The organism is Mycobacterium angelicum (assembly GCF_002086155.1).
Lineage (GTDB): Bacteria > Actinomycetota > Actinomycetes > Mycobacteriales > Mycobacteriaceae > Mycobacterium > Mycobacterium angelicum.
Genome location: NZ_MVHE01000013.1, coordinates 104,585 through 130,003 on the forward strand (window position 1 = coordinate 104,585; position 25,419 = coordinate 130,003).

Genomic DNA, 25,419 nt, shown 5'->3' on the forward strand with positions numbered 1-25,419 from the left:
CCCCCACTACTTCATTCGAACGAAATCCGTTGGGTGACACAGACTTCGCGGAACGCTTCGTCGACGTCGCTGGCTTCTAGCGTTACCAGCGCCTCTTTGGTGGGCGCCGCCCCGGACGTGTTGAGGCGGTAGTCGCGATATTCGGCGGCCTTTTCGGTGATGGTGCGGACGAAGCGGGCGTTGCCGGCTTTGTCCAGGGCGGGAACCATCCGGGGCCGTCCGTCGGAGTCGGTGTCGGCGATTTGGACCTCGGCCAGCTTGGATAGGTGGCCCAGCAACAGATCCTGGGCCGGCGCCGAATACAGCGCGTCTTCCTCGATGGCGATCAAATCGGCGATCTTGACCAGATCCGCGGGACTGTAGGACTCGAACCTGATCCGGGTGGTGAACCGGCCCGCAAGACCTTCGTTCATCGACAGCAGCCGGTCGATGTCGGGTTCGTAACCTGCGATCACGATGGCCAGCTTCTTGTTGGGATCGGCTTTGCGCTCGTTTTCCAGCCGGGCCAACAACGTGTTGACCGCCTCCTCGCCGTAGGCATCACCGTCGGAATAGCCACGCGCATAAAGAGAATAAGCCTCATCGATGAACAACAGACCACCCAGCGCCTTGTCAAGGACGGCGTTGGTCTTCTGCGCGGTCTTACCCAGGTATTCGTCGACGAACTGCGGGCGTGATGCCTCGATGACGTCGGGTCTCGCAATCAGGCCGAGCCCGAAGAATAGCTTCGCCAGTACTCGCGCCATCGTGGTCTTGCCGGTGCCCGGCGGCCCGACGAAGACGTAGGACAGCGCCAACTCCTTCTTGCTGCCCACACCCATCTCGGCGCGCTTTTGATCCATCGCCACTTTGGCTTCCAGGCGCCGGATCTGGTTCTTGACGCCTTCCATGCCAATCTGCTTGCCCAGCAATGCCATTGCTTCTTGGCGCACCGCGTCTCGGCTGCGGTCACGTTCCGCGGTTTCCAGCGCGGCAGCGGTTTCGCCGGACTCGGGGTCCCAGATGTCGGTGCGGGTAGCCAATGATTCGGCCGTGACGAGGTCGACCACCTTGTCCGGGTCGGCGATGGCGGCGTCGACCTCCGGTGAGGCGATCCAGGCTTTGAGTTCGCGAAACGCCGTCATCGCCGCTTCGCGCTGACCTTGTGCGCGCAGCGCATAGCCACGGGCCAGGCGGAGTTTGGCGTGCATATCCGTTGGCAAGCCTTGTGATTCGAGACCGCTTTCGGCAAAGCGCTGCGCCTCCACCGGATTTCCCATGCCGATCAGCGCCCAGACCTTCCAGACCAGCATTCCGGCGTTGAGGAACTTGACCAGGTCCGGGCGATCCGAGCGCCACTGCTGCGAGTTTTCGAAACTGAGCACATCCGGCCAGCGCCGCGCCAAACCAAGCAGACCCAGGCGCACGTAGTCGAGCATGTCGAGTTCGAAGGCCGTCGAGGTAGAGCGGCGCAGCTGACGCTCGACGACCTCGTTGGCCGCGCTTAGGCGCGGCGGGTTACTTTCGGCCAGCGCGACGGCATAAGCGATGGCGAGATCAGAATCCCCGTTGAGCGGCAGCCGCAAGGCGATGGTGCCCAGGGTCAGGGTGATCTGGACGCCCAACTGGTCGACACGCATCTGCGCGTGCCGAAGTGCGGCGCCGAGGTTGCCGCGGTTGTTGTAGGCGCCGGCAGTGACCTCCACGGTTTGCTCACCGGCGGCCATCCGGCCCAGCCAGGCGTCGCACATGGTCGGGTCGCCCTCGGTCGCGTGCGCGAAGGCCGCCCGGGCCTGCTGCGTCTCACGGTTACGCAGGTGCCGCAGCCCGATCGTGAACACGTCGAGCGGCCGGGCGACACCTGTGGACATACCTCACCAATCCTCTGTCCGATCCTTTGCTGGCAGCCGGGATCGTGCGCGCACGCTGGGGCGCAGCTATGTTGCGATACTAGCTGGCCTCCGCGGTGGGGCCGACGGCATGAATGGCACGGGGGTCCACATCGGCCTTAAGCTCGTCCTAATGCACTTAGTTAGGGGGTTTACTTATGACAACGCCGCTTCGCGTCAATCTTGCGGATCTGGCCACCTCGGCGGGACAGGTTCAGGACCAACATGCGGCTTTTGTGGCCGCGCACACTAGCTCGCTAGGGCAGATGGAAGCCGCGCAACCAGGATGGATCGGCACCTCGGCCGCGGCGCTGGCCGCGCTGATTCAGGGATGGGATGCCGAGGCCGCGATTCTTGGCGGCCGGCTTGCCACCGACGGCACTGGGCTGGCTACCACTGGTCGGGCCTTGGCGAGCACGGATGCCAAGAATGCCGCTCCGCTGACCACGATCACGGTGTAGCCATGGCAGTGGCTTCGCTCGCAGACATCGACCGATGGTCCTCGGCTGCGGTGCGCCAAGTGGCAGCCGCGGCACGCCAGCGCGCGTCGGCCGCTCAAACCAGCGCGGAAACGTTAGCCACCCTGCCCACGTTCGCGACCTGGCAAGGCGTCGTGCGCGATGCTGCACATGAGTCGATCGGCCAGACCCGCTCGGCACTGCTGCAACACCACGGGCAAGCACTCAATGTCGCCGGAGCAACCGATGCGGCAGCCGGCGGGATTGACCAGATCAAGCAACGCATCGCAGACTTACGCAGCGCCGCAGCACAATTGGGGCTGGTGATCAATCCAGCTACCAACCAGGTCACCTTGCCGCCCCGGGGGAATGCGGTCTCCTCTGCTCATGGCGGCGGCGCTACGACTCCAAACTCAGCTCGTCGCCGCCGTCGCCGACGCCAACCGGGTTGATGGCGCGCTCAGCGCGGCGCTGACGGCTAACACCCCGGCTAAGAGCAGCGGCATCCAGTTGGTCGACCATCACTGGAAGCAAGACCCGACCACAACGACAACGACCACGACGCCCCCGCCCGAATGCAAATCCGAAGACATAGCAAAGTTGATGAAAAAAATTGAGGAGTGGAATAGTCGGGACCGGGACCTCACCCGTCGAATACTTGAACACAACCGCAAGAAACGTGATTTCAACCTCAAAGACCCAGATCAGTTAGCCCAGGCAATCGAATACCAAGCCGAAGAGGACCGTCTTCGAGCCGAAAAGAACAAATTGGTTGAAGACCGAAGAACGCTCATTAACGATGCCGTGCAGTGCGGAGCAAAGATCGTCGATGGCAAACTTCAGCTCCCGGATGGGGCCACTACCTCGACCCCGACGCCCACTCCGATCCCGACACCGACGCCGGCCCGCTGAGCGTCAGACCGCAGCGTGATGACCAAAACGGGATTCGGATACGTCATCTCAGCGGTGCTGGGCTTTGTTGTGGGAGTTGCCATTTGGACCGTATCGGGGTTCGTATTATTCATAGCGGGATTAGCTTTTTACGCACCGTCCACCGGGCTCTTCTTGGGTCTAGGGATCGCGCTCGCCGGAACGCCACTGGTATATCTGCGGACGCGACGACTCCGGCCCCAGGCCACCAAATTCGTCGTGACATTCCTGGGTGGAATTCTAAGTTTTCTCCTGTACGGATGCATCGGCGTAGCGATTCGATCCCCCCATACTGTGATCCTCTTAAAATGATGGGGCGAATCTCACTGCCCTTACGCCCTGGTCGAAGTTCGTGGAAATCGCGGCATTCGCGTCGACAGGCAGCACTGGTCCTTACATGCGTCATCTTGGTGCTGGGCATCGCAATGGTCAACCACCTGCACTACCCGAACCCACGGTTACCTGGGCAGGCCTTCCACACCGCGGGCGGCGCGGGTCGGCGGCCCGCACCGGCCGCTCAGATGGTAATTCCCTTCGTTGGCCTGTCCGATCCTGGCGGGGTCGCGGTGGATCCGGCGGGGAATGTCTACGTGGCCGACACGGGCAACAACCGAGTGGTGAAATTGGCGCCCGAATCAGCGGCGCAACAGGTGATTGGGTTCATCGGCCTCAACCACCCGTTCGACCTGGCAGTCGACTCAGCCGGCAACGTTTACGTCGTCGACTTCGATGATCGGCTGGTCGAGTGGGTAGCCGCCAGCAACTCTCAGCGGGTGATCGCGTTTCCGCACCAAGAGTCGCCAGTCGCGGCGGCGGTGGATTCAGCTGGGAATGTGTACGTCTCTGAACAACTCAGCAAACGAGTGGTGAGGATCGCCGCAGGGTCGAACACGCAGCAAGTACTTGATTTCAGGAGTCTTGAGGTCCCCGGCCCCGTGGCGGTTGATTCTGCGGGAAGTGTCTACGTCGTAGACCTAGTAAAAGGTCAAGTAGTTGAGCTGCATTTGGCGTCAAACACCCAACGGATCGTACCGTTCGCCCGCAGAGGCGACCTGTCCACGGATATGACAGATCCTGGCAATGTGGCGGTTGACTCGCGCGGCAATGTCTATATCGTTGATCACTTGATTCGAGAGGTATTGGTACTGCCCGAGGGAACCAGGGCACAGCGAGTGGTGCCCCTAAACGGTGTTCGGCGTCCCGGCGGATTAGCAGTCGATCAGGCCGACAATCTCTATGTCACCGACAGGGACCAGAATCTGGTGATGAAATTCGCGAAAGCTTAGGGGATACTTCGGTGTTCGGGACCGATTGGTCATTGGAGCGACGGTCGGGGCCAAACCTCCAGTCGGCGCGTCCAAGCCCAATCAGGGCCCGCCAGTTATTCGCCATCGGATGTAGCGTCGTGCTCGCTGCTATCGGCGTGCACCCACAGGGACGCACCGCTCAACTCAACTGGCGCGCCGGTGTCCGACGTGAGTGCCGAATCGTTGATCGTCAGCCTGGACGACGCCCGCCGAATCACAAACGTCAACGGGCTCAACTCATATCCCGCAGGCGACATCATCCAGGGCGTCGGCGTCTACCGGAATGACATTGCGGCACGCGCCGTATTCGATCGTCTCATCCCCGAGCTGAAGGCGTGCTCCGCCCTACATGCTGAGAACTATGACTTCGCCGTGAATACAAAGGATCCTGGCACGGTGGTGCCCAATTCTGATCGATGGAAAGTCATTTATGGCGTAAAATCCTCGGTATTCGTTGCTGTTAAGACTCTGGGTTATCCAGATTCAGACGCGGTGACCAGCGCAGTGCTTCGAACGATTACCGATCGCATTAGATAGTGGCTCCCGTGATTGGCAAACCGCTGATTATGCTCGTTACCTCAGCGGCATTGGGATTCGTTGTCGGAATTGGATCAAAAGCTGCCGGCGGCTTTGCCGGAGCGTGGGCAGGGGGTTGGGCAGGAGGCGCACGCGAGGCCGGAAAATGCCAGTACTTGCTGGGCATTCGACCTGGTGTCTAGCTTTATTACTCGATGATCAACGCATTGGGATATATACAAGTTCCCCCCCGAATCGACCGCCATCCCGCTGGGCGAGCCGGAAAACGGCAACACACGCTGTGCACTACGCCCTCCTACCAGTTCCACCACCCGATTTTCTTGGTCAAATGTATACACATTGTTTGCTAAATCGACCGCCACTCCCAGGGGCCTATTGAGACCGGTGAAACCAACCACTTGCTGGGTGCCCGATTCAGGGGCCAACTTCACTACCCGGCTATTTCCGCTGTCGGCGACGTAAACATTGCCCGCAGAATCGACGGCGACGCCTTCCGGACCGGACAGGCCAATGAATGGGATTACGGTCTGGGTGGGCGTCCACGGTTGGTTGGGTTCACGGGTCCCGGATACTGGGCGGTGGCGGACCAATAGTTGTGGATAGTGCTCACACACGAGAACAGCGGCGACCACTATGACGATCCCAACGAAGGCCAACATGTATCTCTGGTGAACCCGGCGGAATCGCTGCGGTGCCGCCGTGCCAGGTTCTCGCGATCGTCTCAAATTCTGCCGCGCAAACCTAGGGCTTAGCTGTGCCGAACGGTGGCTCTTCGGCCTCTATTTCGGGGTTCGCCCCAAAGTTCTGTTCGGTGCCTTTCGGCGGATCGTAAATCTTGCTTTCCGGGAAGATCTTTGGATTCCGCTTGACCGACGCGCCGCCTTCACCGCTCCCGCGATGCGCCATCGGCATCACCGGCATCATCGGCATTGTGCCTCGTCCTGCCGCGGCTGAGGTCGACGTCCCCGCAGCCGCAGCCGGGATGGCACTAGGCGCCAACGCACTTGAGGTCGTCATCGGGGTTACTGGCTCATCCAGACCGGCGGGCATCGTCGCGCCCAGGCCGCCACCACCAGCACCCGCACCTCCAGCGGCATCTAGTCCCGTCGCAGCGGTGCCCGCCATGGGCTCGATGCTGCTGGCGCCTGCCTTACCGGCCTGGGAAAAGAGCTGACTCACTTGCTGCGTTGCCTGACCGAACAGCTGGCTGAACTGTTGACTGAGCTGACCAAATTGCTGACCGAACTGTCCGCCCATTTGAGCAGCCATCTGCAGCATCTGCTGCATCATCTGCTGCATCATCTGCTCGGGCTTTTCGGCGCCCTGCTTGGCCTTGTCCTGGGCCTGCTGCTCGAGCGACTCCGGGTCACCTGGATTCTTGGCGAGACGGGCTCGCCCCGCATTGACCTGATCTCGGCTCTCGATGTTCGACAAACCCGTTTGGACGTTTTGGTCAGTCTGAGTGGCTCCTCCGGTGAGCTGCGGAGGCGTCAGCGCCAGGCCGCCGTGTAGCCCCGTCAGTCGAGGCCCGAGCGCCCCTCCGAACGGACTGTCACCCGGCACCGGCACAAACCCGAAGGTGACGTCCTCGGCGATGTTGCCGGCCTCAAATCCGTTCTCGGCCAACTGACCCGATAAGTCTCGAAACATCGGGACGTCGAAATGCATTGGCTGGTTCATGCGGGTACCGCCTCCCTATCGGTATCGATAAGTTCCAGCAACATCGACCACGAATACACGGCGTCCAGCAGAGCCTGACGCGGTGATGCGTTGCGCAAAGCCAATACCGTCTCGGTCGCATAAGACTGAATCAAGAACGGCCGACACGCTCCCCCGCCAGTGTCTAACCGGCCGATATCGACGTTGCGTACGTCGATTCTGGCAGCGAAGTCCTTTTCCCACAAAACTTCGTTCTCATTCGCCAACGCGTCCCAGCCCAGACGGTCAATCTTTCCAGCTTCCAACAACTTTGGGTCCGCATTCAGAGCCGCCAGAATTGACCGCCTTACCGCGCTGGCATCGTTGGCCTTCTCCACCGCATCATGGGCGATCCACAATGCCTGACGCCGCTGGTCGGCGGCATCGGTGATTTCGTCGGCTGCGGCCAGCCGGGTGGCCGACACTGCGAACGCCTCACGACTGGCGCCGGGCCCAGCCAATAGATCGGGTCGTGGCCGCTGCACCGCATCCGCGAACACGAAGGGCACCCCCGCAGCTACGCCGGGCGCACTGCTGTGCGTCGATGCCAGCGCCGTGAGCGTCCCCGAGGTCGCAGCAGCGTACTCGACGATCACCCGGGCGGGATCCAATAGACCTTCCCAGCGCGCGGAATCCTCGTGCTTCCACGGCAATACGGCATCTTCTGGCAGCAGCACGTTCGGCGGAAGCCAGCTACGGCCGCGGTCGGTCGTGATGACGACCTGGCGCCGACCTCCCGTCACAACCATTCCGGCGGCCCACCGCACCGTGGATCCACCACCAGCAGTTTCGAGCACGGTGCGCACCATCGCCAGATCCATGTCCACGAGCTGCGCTCGCGAATCGTCAGCGCCCCGAACTATCAGTGGCACTGGGACAATCGCAGCGTCGTCAACGGGCGCCCACAGCGGCACGGGGCCCGCCCCATACTTGTCAGCGGCACCATCGGTCTCGTGCGACGCCGGCGAAACACTCGACGATGTCGATGGATGCTGCCCTGAGGGTGAATGCGGCCCTGGTGTGCCCGGTATGGCAGTCGGCGCACCCGATGAGGCGGACGCGGGCATGTGCGTCCCGGACTGAGCCGGTGCAGCAGGCGCGATCGGCGGCGGTGCAACAGCAGGCGCAGTCGGCGCCACGGATGTAACCGAGGGAGCCGCGGCAATAGGCGAATTTGTCGGCGCTACCGCAGCCGCGGCCGCAGCCGCAGCCAGCGGCGCTGCACTCATCGGTGCACCCGCCACCGGAGCGGCAGTAGCCGCCGCGGCAGGGCCCGATCCGACGGCCGGGGCTGTCAAACCAGCAACCGTCCCGGTCGGCGTTACTGCGGCCGCTTGGGTTTCGATCCCGGCGAGCCCAGCGGACGGCGAAACCGACGGCGGGGGAGATCCAGCCGTGGCCGGAGCTCCGGCGACTGCCGGCGGCGCTCCGGTCGCCGGCGACCCAAGCGCAGGTGCGCCGATGGCTCCCAAGGGCGTAGCGCCGGCGCCAGGCGCACCCGAGACGGGCGCACCCGAGACGGGCGCACCCGATGCGGAGGGAAGTCCCGCGCCCGGGAGACCAGCCGGCGAACCGGTCGCAGGAGCCATGCCGGTGCCCAAAACCCCTGAAGGTGCCCCAGGCATCGCGGCAGCATTCGTCGGCACGCCGCCCGGGGACATTGCGGTCGGATTCGCCAACAGGGGCGCACCCTGAGGCAGCCCCGGCCCGCCTAATGCAGGTGCGCCGCCGACGGACATTCCTGCCGGATTATTTGTCGCCGGTGCACCCCGCGGTATGGCCGCGGCACCCGGCGGCACCCCACCTGAAGACGTCCCGGCCGGATTGCTTGCCTCAGGAACACCCTGCGGCATCGCCGGAGCACCGGGCGGTCCGCCGCCCGACGACATCACGGTTGGATTGCCCGGTGCCGTGGCGCCGTGCGGCACCCCGATTGGCGGGCCGCCCATGGCCGTGACCCATCCGGGCACTACAGCCAGACCAGCGATGGCAGCTCCCGAGATCCCCGCGACCTGCGTATGAGCCTCGGCGATCACCGTCTGAATCAACTCGTCAACGTTCTGGCCTACTAGTTCCAACTCGACTCTTGCCGCCTCAAAAGCCGCGATAGCGGCTTCCGCCCAGTCCACGACACCAGCCATTGCGGCGAGCATCGCGCCGAGTGACTCGGCCCAGGCCGCAACACAAGCCGAGGCCTCGACGAATTGCGCAGCGATCTTGCCCATATCGATGAAGTATTTGGCCCAAGCTGACGAAATCGCTTCAGCTAACGCCCCTTGGCCATAGCCGAGTAACTGAATCGCCTGCACCTGGCTATCGCCCGCGATGAACCCTAACTCGGCGCCAGCTTTGCCCAGTTGCAAAGACCAGTTGCTCAGACTTTCAGGGGTTATCGACGATTCCCAATACGGACCGAGAATCTGGTCAGCGTGCGGCGTGCTCGGTTTCGGAGTCATCCCGTGCCGCAACTGCGATTAAGCGCTACGCCTGCGCCTTCTACGGCGGCTACGTCACCGTCGTCAATCGGCTGGCGAGCGGTGAGCTTACGAACTTCAACCCGCTGCTTTGCAATGAACAAATGCGCTGCGGCGGCGACGTCGGCCGGTTCTGGGGCGATCTGCGTCTCGAATACATTCAGGATCTTGTTGATCTGCGCCGCCCGACTGTCAGCCAGCTGGTCTATCCCCGGGTTGCCATAAACCCATCCGGGCGGCATTCGGGTAACCTGTCCCATATCAATTTGTGCTGTCGTCCACGCCGCGCATGTACTCCCGCCGGACGATTTGGTTGGCTTCGTCGTCGCCGTGGCAGCCGCGGACGGCTTCGAGAGGTCCGAGCTTTGACGGGAGTCTCTAAAGAAGATGGCCGCAGCAATAAGCGCGCCGGCGAGCAGAATGGCGGCTACGACGGCGAAGGGGAACCACGGAAACCGTGGCCGATTCGGCGGCTGCGGCCCGCCGGGATAACCGACCTGGCCGTGGCCGGCGTCATTGTGGCCTGTCTGGCCCTGCACAGGATGCTCTGCTCCCCCGGGCGCGAACGCGTCCATAGATGGCATGGTACCTGCAGGAATGGCCTCGCGCGGGTCCCCCGATAAGGTCATCGGAGTATGAGCAGCGTCCACCCGGAAGTCCAAAAGGCCATGGACTTCGCCGACCAGGTCAGCGAGCGGCTGATGGCATCGCTCGACGAGATGCGCACCTACACCGCTGAACGGTTGTCCGAAGACCGCGAGATCGCCGTCAAGGTCGACATGAACGGCGAGTTGGTCGACCTGTGGCTCAAGCCCGGCGTGCTGGATCGCAAAAGCGCCGCGGCCATCGCCAAGGAGATCTCGCGACTGGTGGCCGCAACCAACGAGGACGCCGCCGCCGCGGTGGCGCGGTTGTACCAAGAGACGACCGCCGACGAGCCGGCGGCTGACGTAGACGAGGCGTCATGACCAATCCGAGCAACGCAGAGACGCCCTTCGAGGAACGCGCCTACGAAGTGTTCAACCAACGCCGAACCGTTGGCGTGTTGGCGACCCACGGCGGCGCCGTGCGGGGCATATTCCTTCACGAAGACGTCCGAAAAATGACGGAACGCACCCTGACACAAGAGATTTTGAAGGTGGCATCGGTAGCGTCGGCGCGCGGCAGACTGAGCCTGCGCGAGCAGCTGATGGCCGCAGCCGGAGAACAACCTCTACAGTCGTCGGTCTTCGAACTCCTGCCTGAGGCGCCCACCGAAGAGGAGTACGAAGCGTTCAAACGTCAAACTCTGAAGTACTGATGCGACGCCGTCCGCGGACCTACGCTGGGCGGAAGTTTGCGCTGCAGTGGACTCATGGGACGTTGATCGGTGGTGTGTTGTGACAAGAGAGCCACCTTCGCGCACCCGCTTGTACCTAGTGATCGGCGGACTCGCCGCAGTGGCTGCGGTTGTGGTGGCTGCCGCGCTCGTCCTCACAGGCAGCTCTGGACATGGCGGCGCAAAGTCTGCCGACGAAGCGGTCAGGATCTATCTCGAAGCCCTCGCCCGCGGCGATGCCCGGGGTGCGCTGGCAATCGCAAAAACCCGGCCGGCCGACCGGACGTTCCTTACCGACGAGATACTCAAGATGCAGATCACCAAGGCGCCGATCAGCAACATTCGGGTCCTGCAATCGTCCAACCGGGTGTCAGCGCACGTGATCGCCACTTTCGGCGATCAGACATCTGACGAGACGATCGTGGTTGTCCCGCCGAAGGCGGGCGACGGTTGGAAGCTCGACCACGGCGCCATCGCACTCACCTCCGGTAAGGGCAGCCGTTCCGTTGCCGCCCCGGCTCTACTGGACAGCATCACGATTTTCGGCCAACCAATCTCGGGAACCGGTGTCGCCTATGTCTTTCCGGGCTGGGTCGATGTCGGCTCGAGGAACCAGTACGTCGACGTCACGCCGTCGATCGAGCAGCAGACCCTACTGAACGGCATCAACCGGGCGGGCCAAATCAACCTGATGCCGCATTTCGTAGCTAGCACGACGGGCAAGGAAGAGGCCCGGCGCGCAATCGAGGCGGCTCTGGCGAAATGCGCCCAGTCACGGCAATTTTCGCCGCCCAACTGTCCGCAGCATGTTCCACCCCAGGGATTCATCGATGGCACCGCGTCATGGAGCGGGCCCGTCAATTCCGACGCAATCCACGTCGACCGGTTCAATGAGCGCCAGGGGACGATTAACTTCTTTGGCATGGCGGATTTCGGGACCCTCACCGTGCAGCGATCCGATGGCCGGACATTTACGATGCCGCACTTGCCAATTGCGGTAACCGGCGCGGCCGACCTCACGCAGTCACCGCCGAAGATCACGATGGGTCTGTGAGATGTGACCGGCGGCCCCCAGTCCCATAACACCGTGTTGCTCGATGTGTCGGCAGTCCGCGCGATCTCGAATCAAGTGCTGTCGGTTGCGGATTCGCTTGCGACGATCGGCAGGCCGCTGCGTCTGCCGGTGGCGTCGCCGGCGCCGGATCCTTTCTCCATGCGGATCGCCGCGCACCTGACGCACGCGCGATCGACCCTCGGACAAGCGGCGTGCGACGCGGCCGACGAACTGACGCGGATGGCCGAGATTTTCATCGGCACCGCACACACCATGACGGCGGTCGCCCGCTGGACCTCGGTAGGCATGCTCGGCCTGGTTGCCCCGTCAGCCCATCACCCGGTCGATTTCAGCGGCCGTGTGGTTCGTCGCGCCTCACCGAACTGGGCGCGGCAAGACACCTGGATACCCGGGAACGCCGACGAGGTGTTGAGTTGCGCGGTGCTGCTCACGATCGGCGATAACGAGGTAGCTGCGCCCGAGTTGGCGCTCGAGGAGTTCGAAGCGCTCGGCAGGCGCCTACACACGCAGGGCGAAGAACTCCGCCTGGCATGGCCAGGCGGCGGCCGGCCCGCTGACACCCTGAACAAGTTCGGCGAATGGATCTCCAACGACTACGTCAACGCCCTGCAACGCGTCAATGATGCTGTCCGGCAATGGAATTCAGAATACCAGCTGGCACGAACTCGGGTAGACGCCGCGGCGGCCGCCTATGTTGCAGCACGCCAGGCAGCGTTGGACGGCGAAGAACGAAGTGTCGCAAGCGAAGACGCTCAGGCAGCGCTGAACCAGTATGCGACGTGGTCGCTCGGGGATGCGGCGCTAGCCGACTTCCCGCGGTTAAGCGACGGGCCCTGAGTCGATCCGGCGTCCGTCCACACCGAAGAAATGCACGTGGCCGGTTTGCGGCTGTAGCAGCACCCGGCTACCCTTCCCGGGCGGGTCATACCCACTCGTGCGCGCGACGATGGGTTTGCTGATCACCTTGTCGGATCCCGTGATTCGGCCATACAAGTACGCGTCGGCACCGAGTTCTTCGACGACGTCGACCTCCATCTCGACGCCGCGACTGCCCACCTCGAAATGTTCGGGCCGCACACCCACCACAACTTCGGATGCCAGGCCCGCGATCTCGCGCGGCACCTGGATGAGCCAATCCCCCAGCGACACCGCGGAATCGGCAATCGGTAGGGTGAACAGGTTCATCGCCGGCGACCCGATGAACCCGGCAACGAACACATTGCACGGGTTGCGGTAAAGCTCCCGGGGGGCCGCGCATTGCTGCAGCACCCCGTCGCACAAAACCGCGACACGGTCGCCCATGGTCATCGCCTCCACCTGGTCATGGGTTACGTACACCGTGGTGGTGTCGAGTTGGCGTTGCAATGCCGCGATTTGGTTGCGGGTTTGCACGCGCAGCTTGGCGTCGAGATTGGACAACGGCTCGTCCATCAAAAACACTTGCGGGCGACGTACGATCGCGCGGCCCATCGCCACCCGCTGCCGCTGTCCGCCGGAGAGGTCCTTGGGTTTGCGGTCCAGATAAGGTTGCAAGTCAAGCATTTTCGCTGCGGCCATTACCCGGTCTCGGATCTCGGACTTCGGGGTCTTTGCGACCTTCAATGCGAAGCCCATGTTCTGCGCCACGGTCATGTGCGGGTAGAGGGCATAGTTCTGAAACACCATCGCGACGTCGCGGTCCTTGGGCTCGACATTGGTGACATCGCGGTCACCGATTCGCACCCGGCCGCTGTCAAGCGTTTCCAGTCCGGCCAGCATCCGCAGCGAGGTCGTCTTACCGCATCCCGACGGCCCGACCAGGACTACGAACTCGCCGTCGCCGACCACGAGGTCCAGCCGATCCAGGGCGGGTCGATCCGCGCCCTGATACTGCCGGGTGGCCTGCTCGAAACTCACCGATGCCACCGAATCACCCTCCCAGCCCCGTCACGGCGATACCTCGGACAAAGGAGCGCTGTGCAACGGCATAGAGGATTATCAGCGGCACCAGGATCAACATAGACGTCGCCATCAGCACCGGCCACCGGGCAACGTATTCGCCCCGCAGCCGGACCAGCCCGATCGTCAGCGTCGCCAGGCTATTGCGCTGAATCATCAGCAACGGCCACAGAAAGTCGTTCCACACGTTGACCCAGGTGAGCACAGCCAGCACCATGACCGCGGGCCGCGCATGGGGCAGCAGAATCCGCCAGTAGATCTGCCACGGCGAACAGCCGTCGAGAATCGCCGCCTCCTCGAGATCGCCAGGCAGAGTGCGGAAGAATTGCCGCATCAGATAGGTGCCGAACGCGCTGCCGAACAAACCCGGCACGATCATCGCCCACGGTGTGTCGACCCAGCCCAGCGTCCGCATCAGAATGAACTGCGGAATGACCGTCACAGTCAACGGCACCATCAATGTGCCCAGATACAGCAGGAACAAGGTGTCGCGGCCGCGAAACTCCAAGCGCGCGAATGCGTATCCGGCCAGCGAGCAGAAAAATACCTGACCCGCCGTCACGCACCCGGCGTACAGCATCGTGTTGAAGAACATGCGCCAGAACGGCACGAGGTCGAATACCGCAGCGTAGTTGGACCACTGCGGATGCATCGGCAACAGCTTCGACTGACTTATCTCGCCGTCTCTCTTCAACGAACCGGACAGCGCCCACAGGATGGGGAACAACGCGCACCACGCGACCGCAGTCAGCGCGGCATAGAGTGCTATGCCGCGAAAGACATGCCGCTGGACCGTCGGCTTAGCTGAGTCCACGAGAAGCCTCCCACGACCGCCGCCGGGTGATCCGGAACTGCAGCACGGTCAATGCGAGCAGGATGGCGAACATCACCCAGGCCAGCGCGGACGCATAACCGAACTCCAAGAAGGAGAAGGCGTGCTGGAAAAGCATGATGCCCAAGACGTACGTCGCGGTCTCCGGCCCACCGTTGGACCCGGTTAGCACGTACACGAGATCGAACGACTGGAACGCATGGATGATCGAGATGACGACCACGAAGGACATCGCTCCCCGGATCAACGGCACGGTGATGGAGAAGAACTGCCGGATCTCGCCGGCACCGTCGATTCTGGCTGCCTCGTAGACGGTTTCCGGAATCCCCTGCATCGCGGCCAGCAACACCACCGTCGCGAACGGCACGCTGCGCCACACGCTGACCAGGCACAGTGAGACCATGGCCCACCGCGGTTCGACCAGCCACGGAACGGGGCCGATGCCGATCCAGCCGAGCATGATGTTGAGCAGTCCGTCATCGGTGTTGAAGACGAATTGCCAGACAACCGCCATCACCACCGAGGAAACGGCCAACGGCAGGAAGACGATCGTCCGAAAGATGCTGATGCCTTTGATATTTCGGTTGAGCAGCCCGGCAACGACGAGGCTGACCAACAGGGTCGGCACGACGCTTCCGAGGGTGAAGACCACGGTGTTGCGCATGGCGATGAGAAACAGCGGGTCAGAGGTGAAGAGGTTCTGGAAGTTCTGCAGACCGACGAACTTCGGCGGCGTGAAGACGTCCCACTTCGTGAAACTCATGTACAGCGAAAAGCCCAGCGGGAAAAGCATGAACACCGCGATCGCGACCAGGTTGGGTGCGACGAACATGCGTCCGGCCCGGGCGCGCCGGCGCCAGGGACGGGTTCCTGTCATGACCTGGCCCGACGTCATGGACTGCGCAGCACCTCGTCGACGGCCTTGGACAGCCGGCTCAGTGATGTCGCCGGTTTCGCACCGCGCAGCACGGGTCCGAAGTTGCGCTCCATCAGCGCGGTGATCTTCTCCCAAGCCGGGGTGATCGGCAGGCCCTCGGAGACGGCCGGTCCTTCCGTCAGCACGGCGAGGTTATCGAGCCTGCGGTGTGCTGCGGCGAAGCCGTCGGAAGTGATCGCGGACTTGAGCACCGGCACGAAAAGCCGGGATTCGCCGATCAATTCCTGCCCGACGGGTCCAGTTGCGAACTTCACGAATTCCCAGGCCTGTTCCTGGCGACGACTCATCGATGCGATGGCCAGTCCGGTGACCCCGATGGCGGAGCAGGCGGCCTTGCCGCGCGGGCCGATCGGCAGCGGGGCCACGTCGAAGTCGAGGTCGGCGGCTCGATCGAAGGTCGAATATCGCCAGTGTCCACTGAGGGCCATCGCCGCCTTGTTCACCGCGAAGGAGTCCACCGTCGACATCGACTGTTGGTCAGCGGTGTTGGGTGCGACCTTGTGCTTGTTGATCAGATCGGCGTAAAACTGCACCGCTTCGATGAACGCCTCTTGATCGAAGTTGAGGTGGGTGGGGTTCATCCGCGGTGTGGACCAAGGCACGCCGTTGTTCATGGCGAACAGCCCGGCCGAGTAGAACGAGACCCACGCGTTGACGAAACCCCACTGTTGCACTCTCCCCGACGCATCCCGCTTGGTGAGCGCCTTCGCCGCATCCAGGAATTCGTCGAAAGACCAGGGCTGTTTCGAGGACTGTTTCCAGCTGCCAGGTGGTGGGTGCACTCCGGCGTCGGCGAACAGCTTCTTGTTGAAGTAGAGGTAGCAGCCCGACCATTGCTCGGGCAGTGCGTATTGACCTCCGTCGTAGGTGAAGGTCTCGTACAGGCTGCCCATGCTTTGCGATTTCAGTTGCGCCGCAAAAGCCTTGTCTCGCGCCAGCAAGCTGTTGAGGTCGAGCAGCACCCCGCGGTCCGCCAGTTCGGCGTAGGTCAATTCCCATGTCATCAACACATCCGGGCATTTGCCGCCGGCACAGAACGTGGAAAGCTGCTGCATGACACCGGGTCCGGATAGCAGTGCGCGCACCTTGATCTCGGGGTGCCGGCGCTGAAATTCCTCGATGATGTACATCCGGGGCCGAACCTCGTCCGGATTGGCCGCGAAAAAGAACGTCAAAGCGTCGTCGTCGGAGGCACAGCCGGCCGCCCACGGTGCTGCCGAGGCCGCGGTGAGTGCGCCGGCGCCGCGCAACAGGCTGCGGCGCCCGAACGGCTTATCGAACATGGCGCGTGACTATCTCGACCCCTCCCGTCGCCCACTTATGACGTCCTTCTTAGCCGATGGCGCCGAGTCCGTCCTGAGATGACCAAAACGGCAGCGTGAACACCGCGTTAGCGAGACGTTCCGGATCGCTCCGGATGTCGACTTCGTGTATGCGGTCATCGTCGCCGATCCTGATCTGCAGCAGTGCCTGCACCCGCCCTGCCGGCGCCAACACGATGCCCGGGATGCCGTCGATGAGCAGCACGACGCCCGACGCCGCTCGGTGGGTGAAGCGGCGGGTCTCGTCAGCGACCTCCCTGGCGCCGCGCACCTCGGTGGGCACATCGTCGGGAACCAGCGACCGGTCGACCCGGCGCACCACATCGGGCGCCAGCAGCTGCAACAGGACACCGATGTCGCCACCGCGCGAGGCCGCCAGAAACGCTTCCACGATCTTGACGTGCTCGGCCGTGCGTTCGGTTCGCACGGCGGGGTCGGGCATCAGGCGCCCACGCGCCCGGCTGGCGAGTTTCTTGGCGGCCACCGGCGAGCGGTCCAACAACTCGCCGACGGTCTCGAACGGCACGGCGAATACGTCGTGCAGGACGAATGCCACCCGCTGGGCGGGTGAAAGTCGGTCGAGGACAACCTGCAGCGCCCGGCTGACCGAATCGGCCAGCAGAGCTTCTTCGTCGGCCGCGGCCGCGACGCGCTCATCAAGATCCGCGGGTTCGAGCAGCGGCCGTTCGGGTCGGCGCTGGCGCGCTCGCAGCTGATCGACTGCTTCATGCGCGGTGATGGTGGTGAACCATCCGGTCAAGTTCTCCACGACTGCGAAATCCGAGGCGCTGGCCTTGAGCCAGGCCGATTGCACCGCATCCTCGGCGTCGGCAGCCGAGCCGAGTAGCTGAAACGCCACGGATCTGAGGTGCTGTCGGTCTGCGTCAAAGCGTTGCGCCAGCACGGCGAGATCTTCAGTTGCGTCCATGGGGTCACCTTTCCCGGGCAGAAATCGTCAAGAAGATGACCGCTTCCATCGAACGATTCTGCTGTAAGGAGACCAGCACCATGACCTTATCGAATGCCACCTACCTCGCGGTCGTGGTGACGACGGCCATCGTCACCGCGGGAATCGCGGTGCCCGATCTCATTCCCGCCGAGTTCGTGCTGGCCAATTCGGCGCGGGTGAACGTGCCGCGCTCGTGGCTGCCGACGCTGGCGGTGTTGAAGCTGGCCGGAGCCGGAGGGCTGGTGGTGGGGCTGCTCGGCTTGTCCGGGATAGGAATCGCCGCGGCGACGGGGCTGGTGCTGTACTTCATCGGCGCCGTAATCGCGCACGTGCGGGCCGGCGTGTTTTCCAACATCGCATTTCCAGGCGGCTACCTGTTGCTGTCGATCGCATCGCTGGCGCTGATGGTGTTGCACTGAGTGGCGATCAGGCGGGGAAGTACCGGACCCGGTTGATCGCGTTGCCGCGCCAGGCGACGTCGGCGAACAGAATGCCACGTCCATGGTCGCAGACCAGTGACAGCGTGACCGTTGAGCCGGCGCCGATCGTCTTCTGCCGGCGGGCGCCGCTGAGCTGCTCGACGAGTTCGGCCATGTCCAGCAGGTCGTCGTCGCCCAAAGTTATTGCGGCAGTGGACGACAGTGTGCTCGTGGCGGCAGCCTTGTCGCCGCGGATCACCGCGTTGAGGAAGGTTTCCACCAGCTTCTTGTGACGCGCACCCGCCCGGCGAAAACCCGCCGCGAAGCCGCCGGTACCAATGAGGCCCTGGTTGCCCAACAACCCCCGGGACAATTGCAGGGCCGGCGCGGCTGCGCGTGTTCCGGTGCGCAGGAACTGCAGCATCATCGCCGGCAGCTCCCAGTACGCCCGCAGATGGTCAATCTGCCAGTCGCCGTTGACTTCTCGAAGGTCATAGCGCAGGAACGCCGGAATGAACATCGTCACCGCCGAACCCATGGCCACCTCGAGTTCGAGGTCGCGCAACACGACGTGGCCGGAGACGATGTCCAGGTCGCGATGGAAAGTGATGTCACGCGGAGCGATGAAGGTGTCGAAGAAACGGCCGATCGCTTCGTGTCCCACGTGTGGACGTGACCCCACCGGATCTTCGACACGGCCGTCGCGGGTGAACAGTGCGACCCAGCCGGCGCGGTCGTGGGCGCCGGCCGCCCGCGGCGACCGTTCCACCGCCGCCAACAGATCCTCGCGGTCGGGTGCGACCATCAACGCCCTCCGATCAACTCGATACTGGCCGAACGCATCTCGCCGAGCGCCTGCGTGGTCGAATCCGGCGACACCCCCGCCGTCAGGTCCAGCAGCACCCTGGTGGCCAAGCCGGCGCGGGCCGCGTCGTGGGCCGTATGACGTACGCAATGCTCGGTGGCTATGCCGACGACGTCGACCTCGTCGACGTCGCGTTGGCGCAGCCAGTCCAGCAGTGGCGTGCCGTTCTCGTCGATGCCCTCGAAGCCGCTGTAGGCCGCGGCGTAGGCGCCCTTGCAGAAGACCGCCTCGATGGGGTTGGTGTCGAGACCGGGAACGAATTCGGCGCCGGCGCTGCCCGCCCGGCAGTGCGGCGGCCACGATGACGAATGGTCGGGACGGTCGGAGAAATGCTCGCCGGGATCGATGTGGAAGTCCTTGGTGGCCACGACATGGTGGTAGCCCCGATCCTGGGCGAGATAGTCATTGATGATCGAGGCCAGGGCGTCGGCGCCGGGTACCGGGATCGCGCCGCCCGCGCAGAAATCGTTCTGCACGTCGACGATGATCAACGCTCGCACGCACTACACCATACGCAGCGACCATCGACCGGGACCGAATCTGGCGGGTTTGTGCCCCGGTCACCCGGGGAACCCCACCGATCATGTTGATCCGCAGAATCGCGCGGCCCATGTTGTCGGCGGTATTCATCGCCCAGGGTGTGGAGGCGCTGCTCAACCCCAAACCTGCGGCCGAAGCCGCGCAGCCCACCGCCGCCGGCTTGCAGTCCTTGCCGGACTCGGTCCGAAAGAGCATTCCGCAGGATGCCGAGACGCTGGCCCAGGTCAACGCCGCGGTGCAGATCGGCGGTGGTTTGCTGTTGGCGACCGGTCGGTTGCCGCGCATCGCCTCCTCCGCACTGGCGCTGACGGTAATACCGGGAAACCTTGGCGCCCATATGTTTTGGAGTGAAAGCGATCCAGAACGCAAGGCCGAGAAGCGGCGTGACTTCGTCACCGATGTCAGCCTGCTGGGTGGGCTGATCATCGCGTCGGCCGATACCGCAGGCAAGCCGTCACTGAGCTGGCGCGGCCGGCGGGCAGCCGAACGGCTCTCCGAGCGGGTCTCGTCGGCGCTGCCCGGGTCCTCTGACACACTGCTCGATTCGGATCTGGGCGAGCGGATCGTGCACGGCCTGCACGTCGGCGCCGAACGCGGCCGCGAACTGGCAGCTACCGCCGCCGAAAAGGGCCAACCCTACGCCGAGGCGGCACTCGAACGCGGGCGCGAACTGGCAGCTACGGCCGCCGAAAAGGGCCAGCCCTACGCCGAGGCCGCGCTCGAACGCGGCCGCGAACTGGCCAGTGCGGCGGCTGAGCGCAGTGCGCCGTACGCCGAGGCGGCGCGCAAGCGCGGCGAACGCCTAGCGGGCACGGCTCGGGTGCGTGGCGTCGAGCTGGCCGAAACCGCACGTCACCGCGGCGGTCAGCTGGCCGAAACGGCGGCCTCCCGCAGCAGCAAGCTTGCCGACGAGGCGGCGGCCCGCGGCAGCCGATTGGCGGACACCGCACGCGACCGGATCGACGAGCAAGTCAACGGCCGCAATCGCTGGTGGCGCTAGCCAGAAACTTCTCGGCCATAGTCTCGGCGTCGTCGGTTCCGTCGTCCTCGATGGTTAAGACGGTGCCGTGCTCGTCGGCGCCCAGCGGTTCAAGGGCGTCGAACTGTGAACGCAACAGCGCGACCGGCATGAAGTGATCGGATCTGGCAGCCAACCTGCGGCCGATCAGTTCCGGCGAACCGTCGAGGTGCAGGAACCGCGCGTGTAGGCAGTGCGCGCGGAGTTGGTCGCGGTATTTGCGCTTGAGCGCCGAGCAACTCACCACCCCGCCCTCACCGTGGTCGGCCAGCCATTCCCCGACCCGCTCCAGCCACGGGTGACGATCATCGTCGTCGAGCGGTACGCCGCCGCTCATCTTGGCGATATTGGCCGGCGGATGCAGGCTGTCGGCATCGATGAACGGAACCCGCAGCCGCCGCGCCAGGACCGTGCCGACAGTGGTTTTGCCCGAACCGGACACGCCCATCACTACGATGGGCGTACTAGCCGCGGCCGCTACAGATTTCGGTTCCATTCCATCCAGCCCACCCCGCTGCGCCCGTCGGCGGTGCTCAGGATGACCCAGGCGCGGGCGAACTGGCTTACCCGTCCGTCGGCAGCGGTCAGCCGCAGCGGCGCATGCCCGCGCGCGTCGATACTGGCGGTAAGCCCACCCGGGTTCAGCGTCAACGTCGAATTCGACGGTAATCCGTTGTCGTCGAAGACTTCTCGGATGTCGACCTGTTGCAGTTCGGTGACGTCACCGGCCGCGTCCTGGAGGTAGCCAAGGCCCATCGCCGGGGTATTCGGAATGCGCAGATGCAAGGCGTGGATGTGGGTGCCGTCATCGAGATGCAGCGCGCTCCACATCCAGTCCATGCTCCACCAGTCGCGCACACCCCAGGAGTGGTCACGCTGTCCGGGAACCGAATCGAATTGGTAGTGGGCGTCATTCACGGTGACGCTGCCCGAAACGGTACATGGGATCTCGTAGCGCGTGGTCAGCCGATATTTGTAGGGCGTGCCCGCGGTGGTCCACACTAGTTGCATGGTGATCTCGACGGGTTCTCCGGGCTCCCCGCGCAACAACGCCGACGGGTCCGCGTATGCCTGGCCGGCCGCACGAATGTCGACGCCATAGCTGCGCAGCGGCGCGCGGGCCGCGTGGCTCGCCTGGATGACAGGCGTGCGCAGCTCCCACGGGTCTGCCGGCAAGGGCACCGCAAAGTCGGCGACGGCTACGGTCGGCAGCCCCGGACCGCACAACAGCGCGTGGAACCACGCCGTATCCTGATTGGGAATCCGGCCGATGCGAAACCAGCCGCCCAATCCCTGTGCCGCATCAGCGAAGTCGGCATACCAGCTCTCGCTCCACAGCGGTTCCTCGGTCGCGGTATGCGCGAGTTCGTCCGGCTCCGAAGGCCGCAACGGTTCCGGCTCTGCCGGGGCCGGCAGCGTCGCCAACGCATCGACGTCCAGGACGTGATCACAGTGCCGCTGCAGCAGCGTCATGAACATCCGGTCGCCCCGCTCGGTGCGCTGCACCAACATTGACGAGACGATCGCCATCATCACACCGAAAAAGCTTTGTCTGCGTACGCCTTCGGCCACATCGCCCAGACTGATCGGCGCAGCCGGCCCCAACGCTTGATGGTAGGCCCGCAGCAGCGCGCCGTATTGGGCGCGCCGATCCGGAGTCGCAAGAGCGCAGCCCAGAAAGTAGGCCAAGTCGGTCAACGCCGGCCCCCAGGACACCGTCTGCCAGTCGACCACCGTCAGCGCCCGGTCGGCCTCGGCGGTGCCGAACAGCAAGTTGTCCAACCGGTAGTCGCCGTGCACCAGGCCCTGGATTCCCGTCTGCGCGCCGAGATATCCGTCGAACGCGGCGATCAGACGATCGCAGACCATCCGCCACTGCGGCGCGATCTGATCGCCGTAACGGTCGACGAAGTCCGCATAGAGTCCGCTGATCATCGCCTGGCTCAGCGGGGCGTCGCGGTTGAGCCACGGCGCTTCGGCCAGCGCGGTATCACCGAGCAGCGGGCCGTGCAGCCGGCCCAGCTCGGTCACCGCCAGCATGGCCTGTTCGGTTGTCGCGCCGGCGATTTCGTCGCCGACGAGGGCCGGTCCGGCGTCGCCGAGCAGTAGATCGAAGATGCCCGTCGCGGGGTCGACCGCGGCGTGGTAGCAGGGCGCGACGGGACCGCCCAGGCGTGGCGCGATGTCTCGGTAGAAGCGGACTTCGCGCTCGTAGAGACCCAGCGCCGCGCCGGTCTGCCGGCTCATCGGATCGGTGGCCGAGACCTTGAGCACCACCGAGTCGGGACCACCGGGCTCTGCGTAGGTCGGCGTGACGCGATAGCACTCGCTCATCTGGCCGGTGCCGATGCGTTCGACGGTGAAATCGGTGACCACCCCGGTACCGATCGCCGCGGTGAGCCACGACGCGGTCAGGTCGCCCGGGCGTTCGATCGGTTGCTCGATGCTGGAGTCCATGGGCGTCAGCGTGCCAGGGTGAATCCGTCCCAGGCCATCCGTCGGTGCTGGTGCGGATCGAACTCGACCCGGCACTTGCGGTCGATCACCAACACGGCGCGGTCGGCCTGGGTGTAGGCCGGCCAGCCTTCACCGGGCACGCCGGCTTTGCTGAATGACCGCCACCGCCGTTGCACCTCGTTGCTGACCCGCAGCGCAGTCCCCCGGTCCGCTCCCGCGGTCAGCAGTGCACCGAACCTGGTGCGATAGACGTCGAAGACGGCCAGCAATTCGGTGGCGTGGGTGGCTCCGAAACCCGCCCAGCGCAACGCCCGCGGCGCATAGTCGTACCGGTACATATAGGTCGGGGCATGGACGCCGTGGGCTTCGGCGATCTGCCAGGCCGCCGCGCCGAAGGCGAAATCGCCACCGAGCTGGATGCATGCCTCCGGTTTCGGATAGTTGGGGTAAGCGGCGGTAATGCGTTCGCGCGCACCGGGTTCGGCGTCGGCGAACAGCTCCTCGACCATCGCTTGATTCGTCGGCAGCATCCCGAGGAAGCGGGTGAACAACCGGCCCTCTTCGGCGTTGGTGCCCACGATCAGGGGCACCCGGTGCGCCTTACCGCATGCCATCGCCTCAACCGGGTCCATCGGCAGTACATCGTCACCGAAGACGGGACCAATTGGGAAGGCGCCCAACCGTTTCTGCATGCCCTGGTCAATCAGGCGGTGTTGGATCTCGACCAGTTGGGTAGCCGAGGCGCGCATCAGCGCGTCCGCAGCATCATGGGGACGGGCACCGAGCAGCCCGGCGAAGCGGCTCGCAAACTCTGCGGCAACGTCTCCCGAGCGCACCATGCCCGCCGCGGGGCTTTCCGAAATCGCGCGGGCGAACAGGCCTTCGGCCGCGGGCACGGCCAACAGGGTTGCGGTGATGTGCGCGCCTGCGCTCTCACCGAAGATGGTGACATTGTCTGGATCACCACCGAATTCGGCGATGTTGTCCCGGATCCAGCGCAGCGCCAGCACCAGATCGCGTAGATACACGTTGCTGTCGAAGGCGATGTCGGGGGTGGACAGCGACGAAAGATCCAGACAGCCCAGCGCGCCGAAGCGGTAGTTGACCGACACGTATACACATCCGCGCCGAGCCAGCGCCGCGCCGTCGTAAAGGGGCGTTGCCGAGCTGCCCAGGATGTACCCGCCGCCGTGAATGAAGACCATGACCGGCAGCGGTTCGGCCCCGGGCGCTTCCGGTGCGACGACGTTGAGGGTGAGGCAATCCTCGCTCATCGGCTGGTACTTGCCCAGTCCGAGCATGGTGTAGCGGCGCTGTTGGGGTGCACAGCTGGCGAACCCGTGGCAGTGCCGCACCCCCGACCAGGGTTGCGGGGGCTGCGGCGCCCGGAATCGCAGCGGGCCGACCGGTGGCCGGGCGTAAGGGATGGATCGCCAGCGGTTCACACCGTCGCGGGTGAAGCCTTCGACGATGCCGCTAACGGTGCGTGCGCGGACAGTGCGCTCATGCATAACCCGACGGTAGCCGACACTATGTACGTAGTGCGCCAGCAGAGCCAGAATCCGCCGTGTGGCGGCTAGCCTGACGGAATGCGGATCGCCGTACTCGTGGCCGTGTCGTTGCTGATCGCCGGATGCTCGCACGGTGCCGGTGAGCACGCGGGGCATTCGTCGAGCGGTACCGCAACGTCTGCGACGTCCAGCGCGAATCCCTCGTCGGGCAACCCGCAGCCGGCTGCCGGGCCGGCTGCCGGGGCGCCCATTTCTGCCGTCATCGCCTGGATCGAGGCAGGTCACCCCGCTGACCCCGTGCGCTATCACAACGCGGCGCGCGACGGCGTCACGACCGAACTCGGCAGCGACGTCGCCTTCAGCGTCCCCGGCGGTGCCGTGGCCTGCACAACGGACGTCAAACATACCGGCGGCGCGCTGGCCTGTCTGGTCAAGTTGACCAATCCGCCGCCCGCGCCCGCGACGGCTTATGGCGAATGGAAGGCCGGCTGGGTCGATTTCGACGGCACCAATCTGCAAGTCGGCTCAACGCACCCCGATCCGGGACCGTTCATCCTCGGCAATGGACCGGAACTGGCCAACGGCGACTCGTTGTCCTTCGGCGACTACCGGTGCCGCTCCGAGCAAAACACTGTGGTGTGCGCGAGCTACGCCCATCAGTCGGCGGCCCGGCTCAGTCCCGCCGGCGTGGAACCGTTCGGCTGCCTGCGGTCGGTACCGCCTCCCGACGGCGTCGGTACAGCGTTGCGCTGCTGAGCTTTTCGTCCTCAGCCGGGCAGCCCGGGTTCGCCGCTGGTGCCCAGCAGGGTGCCGCCGGCACCGCCCGCACCGCCGGGCCCGCCGGCGCCGACGGGTGTGCCCGCACCTCCGGGCGCACCATTGCCTCCGTTGCCACCGATGCCGATCAGCTTCGCGTCACCTCCGTGCCCGCCGGCACCGCCCGCCCCGCCCGCATCGCCCGGCAGC

The 25,419-nt window shown here is 64.5% G+C and carries 29 protein-coding genes; 13 read left to right on the forward strand and 16 right to left on the reverse strand.

All coding sequences use genetic code 11. The annotated features are described in order from the left end of the window. Positions 1-11 precede the first annotated feature (11 nt). Positions 12-1,850, reverse strand: coding sequence for an AAA family ATPase (locus tag BST12_RS11675; protein ID WP_083113274.1), 1,839 nt, complete (start codon positions 1,848-1,850; stop codon positions 12-14). Between the two features lie 176 nt (positions 1,851-2,026). On the opposite strand from BST12_RS11675, the gene BST12_RS11680 reads away from it, so the two are divergent. The 5 genes from BST12_RS11680 (at position 2,027) to BST12_RS11695 (ending at position 5,100) form a co-directional block, all read left to right on the forward strand. Next, positions 2,027-2,329 (forward strand): WXG100 family type VII secretion target, encoded by a 303-nt coding sequence (locus BST12_RS11680; RefSeq protein ID WP_083113275.1) that lies wholly within the window; start codon positions 2,027-2,029, stop codon positions 2,327-2,329. Positions 2,330-2,331: 2 nt separating this feature from the next. After that, positions 2,332-2,778 (forward strand): hypothetical protein, encoded by a 447-nt coding sequence (locus BST12_RS30805; RefSeq protein WP_139801624.1) that lies wholly within the window; start codon positions 2,332-2,334, stop codon positions 2,776-2,778. Beyond that, positions 2,714-3,238 carry a hypothetical protein gene (locus BST12_RS11685; RefSeq protein ID WP_083113276.1) on the forward strand — a complete coding sequence of 175 codons (525 nt, stop codon included), beginning with the start codon at positions 2,714-2,716 and terminating at the stop codon, positions 3,236-3,238. Before BST12_RS30805 ends, BST12_RS11685 begins: the two co-directional genes overlap by 65 nt. Before the next feature lie 428 nt (positions 3,239-3,666). Beyond that, on the forward strand, positions 3,667-4,542 hold the full coding sequence (locus tag BST12_RS11690) for an NHL repeat-containing protein (protein ID WP_245850259.1): 876 nt from the start codon (positions 3,667-3,669) through the stop codon (positions 4,540-4,542). Between the two features lie 189 nt (positions 4,543-4,731). After that, a complete protein-coding gene (locus BST12_RS11695) occupies positions 4,732-5,100 on the forward strand; it encodes a sensor domain-containing protein (protein ID WP_170062104.1) in 369 nt (122 codons plus the stop codon). Between the two features lie 74 nt (positions 5,101-5,174). On the opposite strand, the gene BST12_RS34235 is transcribed toward BST12_RS11695, so the two are convergent. From BST12_RS34235 to BST12_RS11710, 3 genes are all read right to left on the reverse strand, one after another. Beyond that, the gene (locus tag BST12_RS34235; protein ID WP_083113279.1) at positions 5,175-5,759 is read right to left on the reverse strand and encodes an NHL repeat-containing protein; all 585 of its coding nucleotides are present in this window, start codon (positions 5,757-5,759) and stop codon (positions 5,175-5,177) included. Positions 5,760-5,841: 82 nt separating this feature from the next. Next, on the reverse strand, positions 5,842-6,780 hold the full coding sequence (locus BST12_RS11705; protein WP_083113280.1) for a hypothetical protein: 939 nt from the start codon (positions 6,778-6,780) through the stop codon (positions 5,842-5,844). Continuing rightward, on the reverse strand, positions 6,777-7,670 hold the full coding sequence (locus BST12_RS11710; protein ID WP_139801625.1) for a hypothetical protein: 894 nt from the start codon (positions 7,668-7,670) through the stop codon (positions 6,777-6,779). The genes BST12_RS11705 and BST12_RS11710 overlap by 4 nt, the downstream gene beginning before the upstream one ends. Positions 7,671-8,574: 904 nt before the next feature. Here BST12_RS11710 and BST12_RS30810 point away from each other — a divergent pair. Beyond that, the gene (locus tag BST12_RS30810; RefSeq protein WP_139801626.1) at positions 8,575-8,820 is read left to right on the forward strand and encodes a hypothetical protein; all 246 of its coding nucleotides are present in this window, start codon (positions 8,575-8,577) and stop codon (positions 8,818-8,820) included. 430 nt (positions 8,821-9,250) lie between these two features. On the opposite strand, the gene BST12_RS30815 is transcribed toward BST12_RS30810, so the two are convergent. Next, positions 9,251-9,847: a hypothetical protein gene (locus tag BST12_RS30815; RefSeq protein ID WP_139801627.1), complete on the reverse strand. Its 597-nt coding sequence runs from the start codon at positions 9,845-9,847 to the stop codon at positions 9,251-9,253. Between the two features lie 60 nt (positions 9,848-9,907). On the opposite strand from BST12_RS30815, the gene BST12_RS11720 reads away from it, so the two are divergent. From BST12_RS11720 to BST12_RS11735, 4 genes are all read left to right on the forward strand, one after another. After that, positions 9,908-10,240 carry a hypothetical protein gene (locus tag BST12_RS11720; protein WP_083113283.1) on the forward strand — a complete coding sequence of 111 codons (333 nt, stop codon included), beginning with the start codon at positions 9,908-9,910 and terminating at the stop codon, positions 10,238-10,240. Next, the gene (locus BST12_RS11725) at positions 10,237-10,572 is read left to right on the forward strand and encodes a hypothetical protein (RefSeq protein ID WP_083113284.1); all 336 of its coding nucleotides are present in this window, start codon (positions 10,237-10,239) and stop codon (positions 10,570-10,572) included. Before BST12_RS11720 ends, BST12_RS11725 begins: the two co-directional genes overlap by 4 nt. Before the next feature lie 154 nt (positions 10,573-10,726). Beyond that, positions 10,727-11,644 (forward strand): hypothetical protein, encoded by a 918-nt coding sequence (locus BST12_RS11730; protein WP_139801628.1) that lies wholly within the window; start codon positions 10,727-10,729, stop codon positions 11,642-11,644. 3 nt (positions 11,645-11,647) lie between these two features. Next, a complete protein-coding gene (locus BST12_RS11735) occupies positions 11,648-12,502 on the forward strand; it encodes a hypothetical protein (RefSeq protein ID WP_083113286.1) in 855 nt (284 codons plus the stop codon). Here the strand turns inward: BST12_RS11735 and BST12_RS11740 are convergent. The 5 genes from BST12_RS11740 to BST12_RS11760 are packed head-to-tail and all read right to left on the reverse strand — an operon-like array spanning position 12,485 to position 17,622. Next, positions 12,485-13,570, reverse strand: coding sequence for an ABC transporter ATP-binding protein (locus BST12_RS11740; protein ID WP_083113287.1), 1,086 nt, complete (start codon positions 13,568-13,570; stop codon positions 12,485-12,487). The two genes, BST12_RS11735 and BST12_RS11740, sit on opposite strands and share 18 nt — an antisense overlap. A 4-nt stretch (positions 13,571-13,574) precedes the next feature. Beyond that, the gene (locus BST12_RS11745; protein WP_083113288.1) at positions 13,575-14,417 is read right to left on the reverse strand and encodes a carbohydrate ABC transporter permease; all 843 of its coding nucleotides are present in this window, start codon (positions 14,415-14,417) and stop codon (positions 13,575-13,577) included. Beyond that, positions 14,404-15,312 (reverse strand): carbohydrate ABC transporter permease, encoded by a 909-nt coding sequence (locus tag BST12_RS11750; RefSeq protein WP_083113317.1) that lies wholly within the window; start codon positions 15,310-15,312, stop codon positions 14,404-14,406. Before BST12_RS11750 ends, BST12_RS11745 begins: the two co-directional genes overlap by 14 nt. A 14-nt stretch (positions 15,313-15,326) precedes the next feature. After that, entirely contained in the window at positions 15,327-16,655 is a 1,329-nt protein-coding gene (locus BST12_RS11755; protein WP_083113289.1) for an ABC transporter substrate-binding protein, read from the reverse strand. Between the two features lie 49 nt (positions 16,656-16,704). Then, entirely contained in the window at positions 16,705-17,622 is a 918-nt protein-coding gene (locus BST12_RS11760; protein ID WP_083113290.1) for a sigma-70 family RNA polymerase sigma factor, read from the reverse strand. Between the two features lie 80 nt (positions 17,623-17,702). Here BST12_RS11760 and BST12_RS11765 point away from each other — a divergent pair, with 80 nt between their 5' ends. After that, positions 17,703-18,062 (forward strand): DoxX family protein, encoded by a 360-nt coding sequence (locus BST12_RS11765; protein ID WP_083113318.1) that lies wholly within the window; start codon positions 17,703-17,705, stop codon positions 18,060-18,062. A gap of 7 nt (positions 18,063-18,069) precedes the next feature. Here the strand turns inward: BST12_RS11765 and BST12_RS11770 are convergent, their stop codons facing one another. Then, the gene (locus tag BST12_RS11770; protein WP_083113291.1) at positions 18,070-18,867 is read right to left on the reverse strand and encodes a ketosteroid isomerase family protein; all 798 of its coding nucleotides are present in this window, start codon (positions 18,865-18,867) and stop codon (positions 18,070-18,072) included. Next, on the reverse strand, positions 18,867-19,427 hold the full coding sequence (gene pncA / locus BST12_RS11775; RefSeq protein ID WP_083113292.1) for a pyrazinamidase PncA: 561 nt from the start codon (positions 19,425-19,427) through the stop codon (positions 18,867-18,869). The genes BST12_RS11770 and pncA overlap by 1 nt, the downstream gene beginning before the upstream one ends. Positions 19,428-19,510: 83 nt before the next feature. On the opposite strand from pncA, the gene BST12_RS11780 reads away from it, so the two are divergent. Next, positions 19,511-20,467 (forward strand): DoxX family protein, encoded by a 957-nt coding sequence (locus BST12_RS11780; protein ID WP_083113293.1) that lies wholly within the window; start codon positions 19,511-19,513, stop codon positions 20,465-20,467. Here the strand turns inward: BST12_RS11780 and BST12_RS11785 are convergent. The 3 genes from BST12_RS11785 to BST12_RS11795 are packed head-to-tail and all read right to left on the reverse strand — an operon-like array spanning position 20,439 to position 24,453. Continuing rightward, entirely contained in the window at positions 20,439-20,981 is a 543-nt protein-coding gene (locus BST12_RS11785) for a gluconokinase (RefSeq protein WP_083113294.1), read from the reverse strand. The genes BST12_RS11780 and BST12_RS11785 overlap by 29 nt on opposite strands. After that, positions 20,963-22,942, reverse strand: coding sequence for a DUF7064 domain-containing protein (locus BST12_RS11790; RefSeq protein ID WP_083113295.1), 1,980 nt, complete (start codon positions 22,940-22,942; stop codon positions 20,963-20,965). The genes BST12_RS11785 and BST12_RS11790 overlap by 19 nt, the downstream gene beginning before the upstream one ends. Positions 22,943-22,947: 5 nt before the next feature. Continuing rightward, the gene (locus BST12_RS11795) at positions 22,948-24,453 is read right to left on the reverse strand and encodes a carboxylesterase/lipase family protein (protein ID WP_083113296.1); all 1,506 of its coding nucleotides are present in this window, start codon (positions 24,451-24,453) and stop codon (positions 22,948-22,950) included. Between the two features lie 78 nt (positions 24,454-24,531). Here BST12_RS11795 and BST12_RS11800 point away from each other — a divergent pair, with 78 nt between their 5' ends. Then, positions 24,532-25,209, forward strand: coding sequence for a hypothetical protein (locus BST12_RS11800; RefSeq protein WP_083113297.1), 678 nt, complete (start codon positions 24,532-24,534; stop codon positions 25,207-25,209). A gap of 11 nt (positions 25,210-25,220) precedes the next feature. Here the strand turns inward: BST12_RS11800 and BST12_RS11805 are convergent. After that, on the reverse strand, positions 25,221-25,419 hold a 199-nt coding region (locus tag BST12_RS11805; protein WP_245850255.1), incomplete at its 5' end, for a hypothetical protein.